The organism is Hoeflea sp. EC-HK425 (assembly GCF_902498795.1).
In the GTDB taxonomy this organism is placed as follows: Bacteria; Pseudomonadota; Alphaproteobacteria; order Rhizobiales; family Rhizobiaceae; genus Hoeflea; species Hoeflea alexandrii.
The window spans coordinates 2,132,788-2,145,888 of record NZ_LR701572.1 but is presented as its reverse complement, the minus strand read 5'-3'; the positions used below and the strand labels follow the sequence as shown (position 1 = coordinate 2,145,888).

General features: G+C 61.1%; 14 protein-coding genes. 8 read left to right on the top strand and 6 right to left on the bottom strand.

Annotated elements, in window-relative coordinates; genetic code table 11:
- Window positions 1-95: 95 nt before the first annotated feature.
- On the top strand, window positions 96-722 hold the full coding sequence (locus SPHINGO391_RS13140; RefSeq protein WP_152009245.1) for a class IV adenylate cyclase: 627 nt from the start codon (window positions 96-98) through the stop codon (window positions 720-722).
- Here the strand turns inward: SPHINGO391_RS13140 and SPHINGO391_RS13135 are convergent.
- The gene (locus tag SPHINGO391_RS13135; protein WP_152009244.1) at window positions 719-1,189 is read right to left on the bottom strand and encodes a MarR family transcriptional regulator; all 471 of its coding nucleotides are present in this window, start codon (window positions 1,187-1,189) and stop codon (window positions 719-721) included. The two genes, SPHINGO391_RS13140 and SPHINGO391_RS13135, sit on opposite strands and share 4 nt — an antisense overlap.
- Window positions 1,190-1,310: 121 nt before the next feature.
- On the opposite strand from SPHINGO391_RS13135, the gene SPHINGO391_RS13130 reads away from it, so the two are divergent.
- Window positions 1,311-1,733: an organic hydroperoxide resistance protein gene (locus tag SPHINGO391_RS13130; RefSeq protein WP_152009243.1), complete on the top strand. Its 423-nt coding sequence runs from the start codon at window positions 1,311-1,313 to the stop codon at window positions 1,731-1,733.
- Between the two features lie 52 nt (window positions 1,734-1,785).
- Here SPHINGO391_RS13130 and SPHINGO391_RS13125 read toward each other — a convergent pair whose 3' ends face one another.
- The 3 genes from SPHINGO391_RS13125 to purM all read right to left on the bottom strand — a co-directional run bounded on the left by SPHINGO391_RS13125 (window position 1,786) and on the right by purM (window position 3,721).
- Window positions 1,786-1,935, bottom strand: a complete 150-nt coding sequence (locus SPHINGO391_RS13125) for a hypothetical protein (protein ID WP_193217282.1) — start codon at window positions 1,933-1,935, stop codon at window positions 1,786-1,788.
- Between the two features lie 95 nt (window positions 1,936-2,030).
- Window positions 2,031-2,621: a phosphoribosylglycinamide formyltransferase gene (gene purN, locus SPHINGO391_RS13120; RefSeq protein ID WP_280177937.1), complete on the bottom strand. Its 591-nt coding sequence runs from the start codon at window positions 2,619-2,621 to the stop codon at window positions 2,031-2,033.
- 29 nt (window positions 2,622-2,650) lie between these two features.
- Window positions 2,651-3,721 (bottom strand): phosphoribosylformylglycinamidine cyclo-ligase, encoded by a 1,071-nt coding sequence (gene purM / locus SPHINGO391_RS13115; protein ID WP_152009241.1) that lies wholly within the window; start codon window positions 3,719-3,721, stop codon window positions 2,651-2,653.
- Window positions 3,722-3,924: 203 nt separating this feature from the next.
- On the opposite strand from purM, the gene SPHINGO391_RS13110 reads away from it, so the two are divergent.
- From SPHINGO391_RS13110 to SPHINGO391_RS13090, 5 genes are all read left to right on the top strand, one after another.
- Window positions 3,925-4,470, top strand: a complete 546-nt coding sequence (locus SPHINGO391_RS13110; protein ID WP_152009240.1) for a CDP-alcohol phosphatidyltransferase family protein — start codon at window positions 3,925-3,927, stop codon at window positions 4,468-4,470.
- A 48-nt stretch (window positions 4,471-4,518) separates the two neighbouring features.
- Entirely contained in the window at window positions 4,519-5,646 is a 1,128-nt protein-coding gene (locus SPHINGO391_RS13105) for an AI-2E family transporter (RefSeq protein WP_152009239.1), read from the top strand.
- Window positions 5,646-6,350 (top strand): DnaA regulatory inactivator HdaA, encoded by a 705-nt coding sequence (hdaA, locus tag SPHINGO391_RS13100; protein WP_152009238.1) that lies wholly within the window; start codon window positions 5,646-5,648, stop codon window positions 6,348-6,350. Before SPHINGO391_RS13105 ends, hdaA begins: the two co-directional genes overlap by 1 nt.
- Window positions 6,351-6,441: 91 nt before the next feature.
- Entirely contained in the window at window positions 6,442-8,622 is a 2,181-nt protein-coding gene (locus SPHINGO391_RS13095; protein WP_343200362.1) for an RNA degradosome polyphosphate kinase, read from the top strand.
- A gap of 260 nt (window positions 8,623-8,882) precedes the next feature.
- The gene (locus SPHINGO391_RS13090; RefSeq protein WP_152009236.1) at window positions 8,883-10,409 is read left to right on the top strand and encodes a Ppx/GppA phosphatase family protein; all 1,527 of its coding nucleotides are present in this window, start codon (window positions 8,883-8,885) and stop codon (window positions 10,407-10,409) included.
- 226 nt (window positions 10,410-10,635) lie between these two features.
- Here the strand turns inward: SPHINGO391_RS13090 and SPHINGO391_RS13085 are convergent, their stop codons facing one another.
- Window positions 10,636-10,938, bottom strand: coding sequence for a hypothetical protein (locus SPHINGO391_RS13085; protein ID WP_152009235.1), 303 nt, complete (start codon window positions 10,936-10,938; stop codon window positions 10,636-10,638).
- An 86-nt stretch (window positions 10,939-11,024) separates the two neighbouring features.
- On the bottom strand, window positions 11,025-11,384 hold the full coding sequence (locus SPHINGO391_RS13080; protein WP_152009234.1) for a hypothetical protein: 360 nt from the start codon (window positions 11,382-11,384) through the stop codon (window positions 11,025-11,027).
- Window positions 11,385-11,707: 323 nt separating this feature from the next.
- Between SPHINGO391_RS13080 and SPHINGO391_RS13075 the strand changes: the two genes are divergently transcribed.
- Window positions 11,708-13,012: a cyclopropane-fatty-acyl-phospholipid synthase family protein gene (locus SPHINGO391_RS13075; protein ID WP_152009233.1), complete on the top strand. Its 1,305-nt coding sequence runs from the start codon at window positions 11,708-11,710 to the stop codon at window positions 13,010-13,012.
- Window positions 13,013-13,101: the final 89 nt, after the last annotated feature.

Below are 13,101 nucleotides of genomic sequence, written 5' to 3'. Positions count from 1 at the left end.
CAGCGGTTGGGTTTCCGGGCTGAATTGGCTCCGGTGCCTTCCGTGGCCGACCTGCACTCTCGCTGCGTGAACATCGGACAGGAAAGGTCTGGGGCATGGCTGCCGCGATATCAACGACCACCGCATTGCAGGCCAAGGGCATGCTCTGCGATCCCGGCTCTCACTTTGACGGCCGCTACGAGGTTGAGCGCAAGTACCGCGTCCATTCGCTTGAGCCGTTTCGATCTAAAATCCTGTCCATGGGAGCGGTTCCTTTCACTCTCGGCAACGTCGAAACCGACATCTTTCTCGATCAGCCCGATGGCCGGCTTGCGTTGAACGATCAACAGCAGGTGGTGCGCCTGATGCAACCCTCGGGCCGGGTCCTGTGGATCTGCAAGGGACCTGGATCCGATCGCTGTGTGGCGATGGATCTCGATGGTTCGGAAAAAACGCTGGAGATGCTCTCGGCGCTTGGCTTCGTCGGGACCGGGAGACTGGTCAAGCAGCGCGATATCTATTTTGCCGGAGACTTTCACATTACGCTTGACCGGCTCGAAGGGCTCGGCTGCTTTGTCGAGATTGCCGTGATGAGCGATGCTGCCGACAGCCTGTCTTACTGGGCAACCCGTATCGGGGAGTTCGCGAACGGGCTTGGTCTGGATGCCGCACAGGCAGAGGAACGATCCTACCGCGCCATGATGACGGGGAAGGACGGGGCTGGAGATTTGCCGCAGACTTAGGCGGCTTCGCTGTCGCCCCGCGCCTTGAGCGCCCGTCGCAGCTGACCGAGCAGCGAATGCATCTGGGCGAATTGCTCCACTGACAACCCGAAGGCTTCGGCCACGCAGCCGGGAACGTGGCTTGCCTCCTGTTCCAGCGCGATGCCGGCCGGAGTAAGAAGCACACGCACCTTGCGTTCGTCGGCCGCATCGCGTTTGCGCGATACCAGCCCCTGGCTTTCCAGCCGCTTGATCAGCGGGGTGAGGGTGGAGGATGTGAGGTCCAGCCGTTCGCCAAGCTGTCCGACGGTCTGTCTGTCCTGCTCCCACAGCACGATCATCACCAGGTATTGCGGATAGGTCAGCCCCAGCTTAGACAGAAGCGGCTGGTAGACCTGTCCGACCGCATGGTGGGTCGCGTAGATATCGAAACACAACATGGATTCCGGTCTCAGCCTGAATCCGTCCGGCAGTTTCACATCGACCATTCGGTTTCTCCCCTGTCCGGCAAACCTATTTCTCGCAGTCAGGCGGCGCAATGACTTGCATCAAACCCGATTCAATCATATATATCGTGTACGATTAAATCGCAAACAAAGGAAATTGACCATGGTTACGAAAGTTGTCTACAGCACATCGGCCACCGCAACCGGCGGCCGCGACGGACGCTCGAAAACCCACGACGGGGCAGTGGATGTCAATCTCGCCGTTCCCACTGAAATGGGCGGCCCTGGCGGCGGTGTGAACCCGGAACAGCTTTTTGCCACCGGCTACGCCGCCTGTTTCCTGGGCGCGCTGAAGTTTTACGCCGGCCAGCAAAAGGTGAAGGTGCCTGATGAGGCCACCGTGACGGTAACGGTCGGCATCGGCCCGCGCGAAGATCCCGGCTTCGGTCTCGACGTCAAGATCAAGGTCGATCTTCCGGGCATCGACAAGGACGTGGCCGAGGATCTGATCGCCGGTGGCCACAAGGTCTGCCCCTATTCGCACGCCACCTCCGGTACGCTCAGCATCACACCGGAACTTGCCTGAGACCTCCGGGCCTTGACTTTGCAGCCAACCACCGGGCCTTGCGGTCCGGTGGTCAGGCGTCAAGCGCCTTTTGGGCGCTTGCCACCACGCGCTCGAGAAACGCTTTCTCGCGCTCCACGATGCGCGCTTCCTCGGCTTCGATATAGTTTGGCGTGATCGGAGCCGTGGCCGCATTGAGCTCCGGATTGATCAGGATCTTCAACGGAGCCGTGGACGACGTGAAGCGGATCGCGGCTTCGGGGCCGGGCTCCGCAGCTGATCGGATTGAGGGGCACTGACCGACCAGCCGAGCCGGAGTCAGCCGGCGAACTGGGCCCTGTTGTCTCCGCTCATGCGGACTTCGCCGCGCGCCAGCATCGCCAGCGCCATCGGGTAGATCCGGTGCTCGGCCTCAAGCACGCGGGCTGCAAGTGTATCGGGCGTGTCGCCGCGTTCCACCCGCACCGCTTCCTGCTCGATGATCGGGCCTTCGTCCATGCCTTCGGTGACGAAATGGACAGTGCAGCCGTGCACCCTGCAACCGGCGGCCAGCGCCCGCTCATGGGTGGCAAGGCCGGGAAAGGCCGGCAGCAGCGACGGGTGAATGTTGATCATCCGTCCAGCGTAGCGTTTGACAAAATCCCCGGACAACAACCGCATGTAGCCCGCGAGCGCGATGATCCGCGCGCCTGACGCATCCAGTGCGGCAATGACCGCGGCTTCATGCTCGGCCTTGCTGGCATAATCGCCGCGCGGGATCGCCAGCGCCTCGATGCCGAACTCGCGGGCGTGTTCCAGCCCCTTGGCTTCGGGCTTGTCCGAGATCACCGAGACGATCTTGGCAGGAAACCCAGCATCCAGCGCGGCGGCGATCAGGGCGCCCATGTTCGAGCCACGGCCGGAGATCATCACCGCGACCGGCACTTTCGGCTGATCGGTCACAGCGACAGCGTTCCCTTGTAGATGACGCCGGGGCCGTTGTCGGTCCGCCGGGTCAGCCGTCCGAGCCGGATGACCGTCTCGCCCTCGGCTTCCAGCGCGGCAATCACGCGGTCCGCGTCCGCTTCGGGCGTGACCGCGATCATGCCGATGCCGCAATTGAAGGTGCGCAGCATTTCTTCCGGCGCCACGCCGCCGGTCCGGGCGAGCCATGAAAACACGGCCGGAGCCTTGATGGCGTCGAGGTCGATTTCCGCCGCAATCCCTTCGGGCAGCACGCGCGGCAGGTTTTCCGGGAATCCGCCGCCGGTAATGTGCGCCAGCGCCTGGAGGGCGCCGGTCTGCCGGATCGCCGCAAGCAGTGGTTTGACATAGATCCGGGTCGGTTCCAGAAGCGCCGCACCAAGGCTGCGCGAGGCATCGAACGGGGCAGTGGCGTTGTAATCGAGCCCGCTGAGCTCGACGATCCGGCGTACCAGCGAATAGCCGTTGGAATGCACCCCGGAGGAGGCAAGGCCCAGCACCACATCACCTTCCGAAAGTGTGCCCGAGGGCAGCAGCTGACCGCGTTCGGCCGCTCCCACCGCAAACCCGGCGAGATCATAATCGCCATCGCGGTACATGCCGGGCATTTCCGCCGTTTCGCCGCCGATCAGCGCGCACCCGGCCTGCAGGCAGCCCTGTGCGATGCCGGCGACGATTGCCGCGCCCTGTTCCGGATCGAGCTTGCCGGTGGCGAAGTAGTCGAGAAAGAACAGCGGTTCCGCGCCCTGGACGACGAGGTCGTTGACGCACATGGCGACGAGATCGATGCCGACGGTATCGTGGATGCCGGCTTCGATCGCAACCTTCAGCTTGGTCCCTACGCCATCATTGGCGGCCACCAGCACGGGATCGGTAAAGCCTGCAGCCTTCAGGTCGAACAGGCCGCCAAAGCCGCCGATCTCGCCATCCGCACCCGGCCGCCGTGTTGCACGCACCAGCGGCTTGATGCGGTTGACCATCTCGTTGCCGGCATCGATATCAACGCCCGCCTGGGCGTAGGTGAGGCCGTTCTTAGGATCCGCCATCTTGGCTTCCCCTCCCTGGGTTTCAAAGGAGCATCATATGCCGGGGGGATGGCATTTTGCGGGCCATTCTGCAAGCCGGAGCTTGGTTGCAAACCGAACAAACGTCGGGAAAAAGCTTTGCCCGCGTGCTATTGCGGTCGTGAACCATTTAAAAACCGCCGGCCAGTCTCCATATCGCCATCGTTCAGGATCGTTCGCTGCCCATGACGCTGCCCAATTTCATAACGATTGCCCGGTTCATAATGGTTCCGCTGATCATCCTTGCCATGATCAATGGCGAGATGCTTGCGGCATTCCTGCTGTTCATGCTTGCGGGCATTTCCGACGGTCTCGACGGTTTGATTGCCCGGCATTTCAACCAGCGCTCCGAACTGGGATCCTGGCTCGATCCGGTAGCCGACAAGTTCCTGCTGGTCAGCGTTTTTATCATGCTCGGCTGGCTCGGCGAGCTTCCAAGCTGGCTGGTGATCTTTGCCGTCTCGCGTGACGCTCTTATTGTCGGCGCGGTGGTGCTCTCGAGCCTTCTCGACAATCCGGTCGAAATGCGGCCGCTTCTGGTATCCAAAGCCAACACCATGGTTCAGATCGTTCTGCTCATCCTGGTGCTGGCCGATCTCGCCGGCCTTGCTGAGCTCGACGGCATCGTCACATGGATGATCTATGCGGTCGCGGGCTTGACCATCGCTTCAGCCAGCGCCTATCTCGTTACATGGCTCCGGCACATGGCCGGTGTGAATCAGCCGGACTGACCTTTGGCGGATTGTGGCGGCCGCGACCGGCCTGCAAGCGAGGTGATCATGACCACTCACATAGACCGTGCGGCGCTTCGCCGGCAGATCTTCTTCTGGTTGCTGGCCTTTGCGGTCGTCGTCGCCTTCCTGATGGTGTTTCGTTCCATCCTGCTGCCCTTTATCGCCGGCATGGCGCTGGCCTATTTTCTCGACCCGGTGGCCGACTGGTTCGAACGCCGCGGGTTTTCCAGGCTGATGGCGACCTTCGCCATCCTGATTGCCTTCATAGCGCTGTTTGCCATCGCGCTGATCGTGCTGATACCGATCCTGGTAACCCAGGCGGCCGATCTCGGCGGCAAGATTCCGGGCTACATCACCCAGTTGCAATCGCTGTTGACGTCCGAAACCACCCTGCTGCCGGGCTGGATCAGCAGTCAGCTCGATCAGATCAAGGACAGTTTTGCCGCGCTGCTGAAGGAAGGTGCCGGCCTGGTCGGCACAATCTTCCAGCAGATCTGGAACTCCGGCATGGCGCTGCTCGACATCGCAGCGCTGTTCGTGGTCACCCCGGTGGTCGCTTTCTACCTGCTGCTCGACTGGGACAACATGGTGGAGAAGGTTGATGGCTGGATTCCGCGCGATCATGTCGACACCGTTCGCGAACTAGCAAAGCAGGTTGATGCGACCATTGCAGGCTTTGTCCGCGGGCAGGGCAGCGTCTGTATCATCCTTGGTCTCATCTATGCGGTCGGCCTGTCGCTGGTCGGGCTGAATTTCGGGCTTCTGATCGGGCTCTTCGCAGGTCTGATCAGCTTTATCCCCTATGTCGGCTCGATGGTCGGCCTGGTGCTGGCAGTCGTCGTGGCCATTGTCCAGTTCTGGCCCGATTTCATCATGATCGGTGCGGTGATCGCGGTTTTTGCGCTTGGCCAGTTTTTCGAGGGCAACATCCTGCAGCCGCGGCTGGTCGGCAAATCGGTGGGCCTGCATCCGGTCTGGCTGATGTTTGCGCTGTTTGCCTTCGGCGCACTGTTCGGTTTCGTCGGCATGTTGATCGCGGTGCCCGCGGCAGCCTCTGTCGGCGTGCTCGTGCGCTTCGCCATTTCCCGTTACCTCGACAGCGATCTCTACCACGGAACCAGGCGACCGGCGCCGCTGACGGCCGGAACCGCCGACGACACCACGGGTGACTGATGGGCAAACCACCCGCAACCCGTCAGCTGCCGCTCGCTTTCGACCATGGCTCCGCTTCCGGGCGTGACGACCTGATCGTCTCCGACCGTTTGAACGCGGCGGTTGCGATTGTCGACCGCTGGCCCGACTGGCCGGCGCCGGTCGTCATCCTGGCTGGCCCTACCGGGTCGGGAAAATCTCATCTCGCGGGCATTTGGGCGGGCCTTGCCGGCGCAAGCCGGGTCAGCATCGACAAGCCCGATCCGATGGTTCTGGAGATCGCCACGCGCGCGCCGGTGCTCATTGAGGACATTGATCACACCCGGTTTGACGAAACCGCGCTGTTCCATCTGATCAATGCTGTCCGCGAAAATGGCAGCGCGCTGCTGATCACCAGTCGTGTCTGGCCCGCGGCCTGGCCGGTGTCATTGCCTGACCTCGCCTCCCGCCTGAAAGCGGCGACGGTGGTCGAAATCGCCGAGCCCGATGAAGAACTGCTGGCCCAGGTCATGGTCAAGCTGTTCGCCGACCGGCAGGTCGTCGTCGATGACCGCATCATCCATTGGCTTGTGGCCCGCATGGAGCGCTCGCTTGCCGCAGCCCGCACCATCGTCGCCCGTCTTGATCAACTGGCGCTGGCCAGGGGGTCGAAGATCACCCGCGCGATGGCCGCGGAGGTTTTGGCGCAAATGGAGGCCGGAACGGACGACACGGAAGTGTCATAGTTCCTTCGTTCTTGTGCTATAGACGGTGACTTTCATAACCGGGGCGTTGGAGTGAATGATGGACGATTTCGAGGGGACAGTCGGGAGTGAACTGCGGATCGATCCGATCACGGCAGATATTTCTCCGGAAGATCTGAAGACCAGCCCGAAGCGCTTCATCAACCGCGAATTTTCCTGGTTGCAGTTCAACCGCCGGGTGCTTGAGGAGACGCTCAACGCCGCCCATCCGCTGCTTGAACGGGTCCGGTTCCTGTCGATTTCGGCGGCCAACCTCGACGAGTTCTTCATGGTGCGCGTCGCCGGCCTTGAAGGCCAAGTGCGCGAAGGCATTACCAACCGCTCTCCTGACGGGCTTTCGCCGAACGAGCAACTTGACCAGATCCTCGAGGAAATCGACGGCCTGCAGCTCGAACAGCAGGCGTCTCTCGCCATTCTGCAGCAAAACCTGGCGGCCGAGAACATCTACATCGTCCGTCCCTCCGTGCTGGTCGAAGGCGACTTGGCCTGGCTTGAGGACGAGTTCTTGCAGTCGATCTTCCCGGTGCTGACCCCGCTGTCGATCGATCCGGCCCATCCGTTTCCGTTTATTCCCAATCTTGGATTCTCGATCTGCCTGCAACTCGCCTCAAAGGCGGCAAACGAGCCAATGACGGCGTTGATCCGTCTGCCGGTGGCGCTTGACCGCTTCCTGCGTCTGCCCGATCTTGACGGCGCCATCCGCTACATCACGCTCGAGGACGTTGTCTCTCTCTTCATCGGCTCGCTCTATCCGGGCTACGAGGTCCGCGGTTCGGGCACCTTCCGGATCATCCGCGATTCCGACATCGAGGTCGAGGAAGAGGCCGAGGATCTGGTTCGCCTGTTCGAGAGCGCGCTCAAGCGCCGCCGCCGCGGTTCGGTGATCCGTATCGAGTTCGATTCGGAACTGCCGCAGAGCCTGCGCGAATTCGTGGTTCACGAAACCAATGTGCCCGACAACCGCGTCGCGGTGCTGCCGGGCCTGCTGGCGCTCAACACTCTGTCTGAAGTCACCAAGGCACCGCGCGACGATCTCAAGTTCGAGCCTTACAATGCCCGCTTTCCCGAGCGCATTCGCGAACATGCCGGCGATACCTTCGCCGCGATCCGGGAAAAGGATCTGGTGGTTCACCATCCTTATGAATCCTTTGACGCGGTGGTCCAGTTCCTGTTCCAGGCCGCGCGCGACCCGGACGTGCTGGCGATCAAGCAGACGCTCTACCGGACGTCCAACGACAGCCCCATCGTCCGGGCGCTGGTGGATGCCGCAGAGGCCGGAAAGTCTGTCACGGCGCTCGTCGAGCTCAAGGCCCGCTTCGACGAGGAAGCCAATATCCGCTGGGCCCGCGACCTTGAACGCGCCGGTGTTCAGGTGGTTTTCGGTTTCATCGAACTGAAGACCCACGCCAAGATGTCGCTGATAGTCCGCCGCGAAGAGGGAAAGCTGGTGTCCTACTGCCATCTCGGCACCGGCAACTATCATCCGATCACCGCCAAGATTTACACCGACCTGTCCTATTTCACCTGCGATCCGGTGATCGCGCGCGACACCGCGCACGTGTTCAACTTCATCACCGGCTACGGCGAACCGGAAGGGCTCAGCCGGCTTGCAGTGTCGCCGCTCAACCTGCGCACCCGGATCCTCGAGAACATCGAGGCCGAGGTCAACCATGCCCGCGCCGGCCGGCCGGCGGCGGTCTGGATGAAGATGAACTCGCTGGTCGACCCGGAAATCATCGATGCGCTCTACGGCGCCAGTGCCGCCGGCGTCGAGATCGACCTGGTGGTGCGCGGTATCTGTTGCCTCAGGCCGCAGGTTCCCGGCCTATCCGAGCATATCCACGTCAAGTCGATTGTCGGCCGCTTTCTCGAACACAGCCGTATCTATTGTTTCGGCAACGGCCACGGCTTGCCCTCCGCCGAAGCGCTGGTCTATATCGGCTCGGCCGACCTGATGCCGCGCAATCTCGACCGCCGCGTTGAGACGCTTGTGCCGCTGGCCAACAAGACCGTGCATGAACAGGTGCTTTCGCAGATCATGCTGGGCAACATGATCGACAATCAGCAGAGTTACGAGATCTTGCCTGATGGCACCTCCCGCCGGATCGAGCCAGGCGTGGATGAGGAGCCGTTCAACGCACAGGTCTATTTCATGACCAATCCCAGCCTGTCGGGCAGGGGCGAGGCGCTGAAATCCAACGCTCCGAAACTGATCGCCGACCGTTTGGCCCGGGCTTCCCGCAGCAAGCGCTGACCGTCCATCGATTTGACCATGCCTGGCCGCGCGCACCGTCTTCTGTGCGTCCCGGCTCTCGCGAGGTCGGCTTCGGCCACGCGTTCCGCTGTTTCCTGGCGCGTCAAAAGTCGTATGAATTGTTGCTGGACAAGCCTGTGAGAAGTGGTGCTGCCGGGTTTCAGTTCCGGCTAATGCCATATATAAGGGCGCTGAATTGTTGACCTTGGTCTCGCTCCGCTCAGCCGGAGCGCGTCGCCCTAACCGAAGAGCCCTTGGACATGGTGGAATCGGAAGCGCAAGGCCGGCTGCCGGGCATACATCCAGTTTCTGTCATTGATATAGGATCGAATTCGGTCCGCCTGGTGATCTACGAAGGTCTCAACCGGGCGCCATCCGTGCTGTTCAACGAGAAGGTTCTGTGCGGGCTAGGCAAGGGGCTCGTCGCCACCGGCAGGATGGACGAAAGCGGCATCGAGCGGGCTTTGGCCGCGCTCAGACGGTTCCGCGCGCTCTCCGACCAGGCCCGCGCTTCGGAAATGCACGTGCTCGCCACCGCGGCGGCAAGGGAAGCAGAAAACGGTGCTGCCTTCATCGATTCGGCGGAATCCATTCTTGGATGCCGGATCCGCGTCCTGACCGGTGAGGAGGAAGCCCGTTTCTCGGCTCTTGGCGTGATCGCCGGCTACTACAAGCCCGATGGCATCGCCGGCGACCTGGGCGGCGGCTCGCTCGAACTCGTTGATGTCAAAGGCAATGTTCACTCTGGCGGGCAGACCCTGCCACTGGGTGGCCTCCGGCTCGCCGAAATGTCCGGCAACTCGATTTCAAAGGCGCGGGCTATCGCCAAGCGGTCGCTGAAGCAATCGACTGTGCTGCCGGGCGGGGCAGGGCGGACCTTCTATGCCGTGGGTGGAACCTGGCGAAACATCGCCAAGCTGCACATGGAAATCACGGGTTACCCGCTGCACATGATGCAGGCCTATGAGATCGAGGCCAAGCCTGCGATCGAGTTTCTCGGCGAGGTGGCGGCGATGAAGCAGTCGCGGATCAGTGCCATCAAGGCGATTTCGAGAAATCGCCGAGGCCTGTTGCCCTATGGCGCCGTGGCGCTGCAGGAGACGCTGATCGCCATGAAGGCGTCACGGGTCAGTTTCTCCGCACTCGGCGTGCGCGAGGGCTATCTCTACTCCCTTCTCGGCGCTGCGGAGGCGGCACGAGATCCGCTGCTGACGGCAGCAGGCGAACTGGCAATTCTGCGCGCCCGTTCACCCGAGCACGCCCGCGAGCTTGCTGTCTGGACCGGCCGCATGTTCCCTGTCTTCGGTGTCGAGGAGAGCGAGGAGGATGCTCGCTACCGCCAGTCGGCCTGCCTGCTCGCCGACATTTCCTGGCGCGCGCATCCCGATTACCGCGGCCCGCAGGCGCTCAACATCATCGCCCACGGGACCTTCACCGGCATCAGCCATGCCGGCCGGGCCTATATCGCGCTGGCCAACTACTTCCGTTTCGAAGGTCTCAATGACGACGGCATGTCCTCGGAGCTTGCGGCGATCGCCGGGCCGAAATACCTCGAATACGCCAAGCTGCTGGGTGGCATGCTTCGGGTAGTCTATCTTTTTTCGGCTTCCATGCCGGGCATGGTGCCGCGCCTGGAATTCGTTGCCGCCGCGCCATCTGATGGTGACGTCGATATCGTGCTGAAGGTTCCGCGTGAAAGCGAGGCTCTCGTTGGTGAACGCCTGGATGGCCGTTTGCAGCAGCTTGCCAAGCTCACCGGCAAGCGTCTCGGTTTCCGGATCGGCTGACGGGCCCACAAGGTCTTGCAAGGTAAACCCCAGAACAGCAGACAAAGAAAAAGGCCGGGCGAAATTCGCACCGACCTTCCTGACTTGCCTCAACAAACCTGCCAGTACATCCGTGGTCAGGCTGGAGGCAAATTTCCTTGTTGATCAATATATGGGGTGGATCAGATCGATTGCAAGAGGGCACAGTGATTTTCCCGCCTGAACCGGAATAACTTTGCCATTCCGGTCAATCGTCGGGCTTGAAGTCCGAACTCACCGTGATCGCACTTGGACCGGTGGTAAAGGATATGTCCATCGGCGTATCGGTTTTCGAGGTCCAGCTATCGGTCTTGTAGGAATAGGTTGCTTTCAGATACACCGTGTAATCAACGCCGAACTGGATCATGACGTCTCCGCTGAGCATCAGCGTGAAGGTCTTGCGGACGTCACCGATCTTGAATTCCTCGTTGATCACATCCTCGCTGAAGATGGTCCAGTCCTGCTGCTTCCCGGACGTGTTGTAGACAAACAGTGTGTATTTTCGTGCCATTGTCGGGTCCTCCGAGGCGCCGGCCCGCGTGGCGACGGGCCGGCTTTTGCCGGAGCGGGGCTGGCTCCGGCGGGCGATTCACGGGGTCAGCACTTGCCGAACGACTTGGTGATGATCACCTTGCCAAGCACGCTGATGGTGACCGTGACGCCGGTCGGAAACGGGCCGGTGAAGCAGATGCTCAGGCAGGCTTCGGCGGCCGTGCCATTCGGGATGAAAGACGGGATCGGCAGGCAGACCGTGTTGCCGAGCACCGGCAGCTTCAGGCAGACCTTGCCGTTGTCGACAGTCACCTGGATGCATTCCGCGGCAATGTTCATGTGACCGTCATCGTTCGGATCGATCCTGCCGCCTTCCTGGTAGGTGCCGATCTCCGCATAGTAGCTGCGCGCAGCCTCGATCGCGGCGGCAACCCTGTCTTCGCTGAATTCGTGATACTTGGCCATTTTCTTCTCCCTGGATGGTGTGATTGAAGAACCCGGCCGTCCCTCGCAGATGCTGGGCAGGCCGGTATTTTGCCTAACGAGTGCAATTCATGGCAGCAGTTTGAAGGTAATGCAACTAATAATTGATTTACCAAGTTGCAAAACGTAATGGTTGTGTTTTCTAAGGGGGCTGTAATCTTGTAACTGCCAGGTGTCGCGCAGCCGGGTTGACCTGGGCATCATGCCGCGCTGTGGTGTTGCGTAGGTCGGGCGGCCGTGCGACGCCTTTGCTGACCACCAGTTGAGTTGGAACCGATGCGGTTGATCAGACGGGAGACGTGAGTTTGAGCGCAAACAGTCGATTGAAGAGCCTTCGAAAACTTCTTGCCCATGCCCGAGAGATTCTCCAACTGGATATCGGGTTCAGGCTCTGGGATGGCTCCACGGTGCCCGATGACCTCGATCCGGCCGCCTTCGCCATCCGTTTTGCCGACGAGGGCGTGATAGCGTCGCTGCTGCGTTCACCCAATCCCGAAACCCTGCTCAATCTCTGGGTATCCAGCCGGGTCGACCTGGAGAACGGCGACATGTTCGACCTGGTGGCGCGACGGCCAAAGGTTCGCACCCGCGAGATCCGAAAGCAGCTCAGCAAGCTCCAGGTGTTCAACACGGCGCGCAAGTTCCTGTTCGTCGACAGGGGCGGACCATGGCCGCTCAGCGATCAACCCGACGAAAAGCCATCAGATGGCAATGCCGAAGAGAACCAGAAGAACATCGCCTATCACTACGATGTCTCCAACGCGTTCTATGAACTCTTCCTCGATGACCAGATGGTTTACACCTGCGGCTATTTCACCGATTGGAACAATGACATTCACCAGATGCAGACAGACAAGCTGGAGATGATCTGCCGCAAGCTGCGCCTCAAGCCCGGTGAGAAAATGCTCGACATCGGCTTCGGCTGGGGCTCGCTGGCGCTCTATGCGGCGAAGAATTACGGTGTGCATGTGACCGGTGTGACCCTGTCCGAACGCCAGTTGGAGTATGCCACTCAAAAGGCTGAAATGCTCGGACTGTCCGACCGTGTGAACTTCATCCTGCTCGACTATGCCAAGGTCGAAGGAGAATTCGACAAGATTTCCTCGATCGGCATGCATGAAGCCATCGGCATCGACAATTACCCGACCTATTACTCAACCATACACCGGGTGCTCAAACCCGGAGGCATCTACCTGCATCACGCCATCACCCGGCCCGCCAAGAAGGACGCCAGAACCTTCCGCAAGAAGAACAAGGAATTCAAGCTGCTCACCAAGTACATCTTCCCCGGTGGTGAACTCGACCATATCGGCAACACCGTGATGATGCTGGAACAGCACGGCTTCGAGGTTCATGATGTCGAGAACTGGCGGGAGCACTATCAGCGCACCTGCCGGCTGTGGCATGATCGGTTGCTGGCCAATTACCAGGCCGCCGTCGCCGAAGTGGGCGAGGTCAAGGCCCGGCTGTGGCTTGTCTATCTCGGCGGCTGTTCGATCGCCTTCGAGCGCAACACCGTCAGGATCTACCAGACCGTGACCACCAGGTCCGCGCGGGGACCCGCCGGCCTGCCGCCAACCCGGGCAGATCTCTATCGCCAAACCGACTGACGCGCCGTGGTCTTGATCAAACGCACGACGCACGCTTTAGCACTTAAAGCTGCTGCATGATCTTCCACCTTGGATCGTTTCCGATTTAG

Bases quoted from the DNA above. Each gene is read 5' to 3' on its own strand.
- SPHINGO391_RS13130 (WP_152009243.1), top strand. From the start codon at position 1,311: ATGGTTACGAAAGTTGTCTACAGCACATCGGCCACCGCAACCGGCGGC.
- SPHINGO391_RS13135 (WP_152009244.1), bottom strand. From the start codon at position 1,189: ATGGTCGATGTGAAACTGCCGGACGGATTCAGGCTGAGACCGGAATCC.
- purN (WP_280177937.1), bottom strand. From the start codon at position 2,621: ATGATCTCCGGCCGTGGCTCGAACATGGGCGCCCTGATCGCCGCCGCG.
- SPHINGO391_RS13110 (WP_152009240.1), top strand. From the start codon at position 3,925: ATGACGCTGCCCAATTTCATAACGATTGCCCGGTTCATAATGGTTCCG.
- SPHINGO391_RS13140 (WP_152009245.1), top strand. From the start codon at position 96: ATGGCTGCCGCGATATCAACGACCACCGCATTGCAGGCCAAGGGCATG.
- SPHINGO391_RS13080 (WP_152009234.1), bottom strand. From the start codon at position 11,384: ATGGCCAAGTATCACGAATTCAGCGAAGACAGGGTTGCCGCCGCGATC.
- SPHINGO391_RS13105 (WP_152009239.1), top strand. From the start codon at position 4,519: ATGACCACTCACATAGACCGTGCGGCGCTTCGCCGGCAGATCTTCTTC.
- hdaA (WP_152009238.1), top strand. From the start codon at position 5,646: ATGGGCAAACCACCCGCAACCCGTCAGCTGCCGCTCGCTTTCGACCAT.
- SPHINGO391_RS13090 (WP_152009236.1), top strand. From the start codon at position 8,883: ATGGTGGAATCGGAAGCGCAAGGCCGGCTGCCGGGCATACATCCAGTT.
- SPHINGO391_RS13085 (WP_152009235.1), bottom strand. From the start codon at position 10,938: ATGGCACGAAAATACACACTGTTTGTCTACAACACGTCCGGGAAGCAG.
- purM (WP_152009241.1), bottom strand. From the start codon at position 3,721: ATGGCGGATCCTAAGAACGGCCTCACCTACGCCCAGGCGGGCGTTGAT.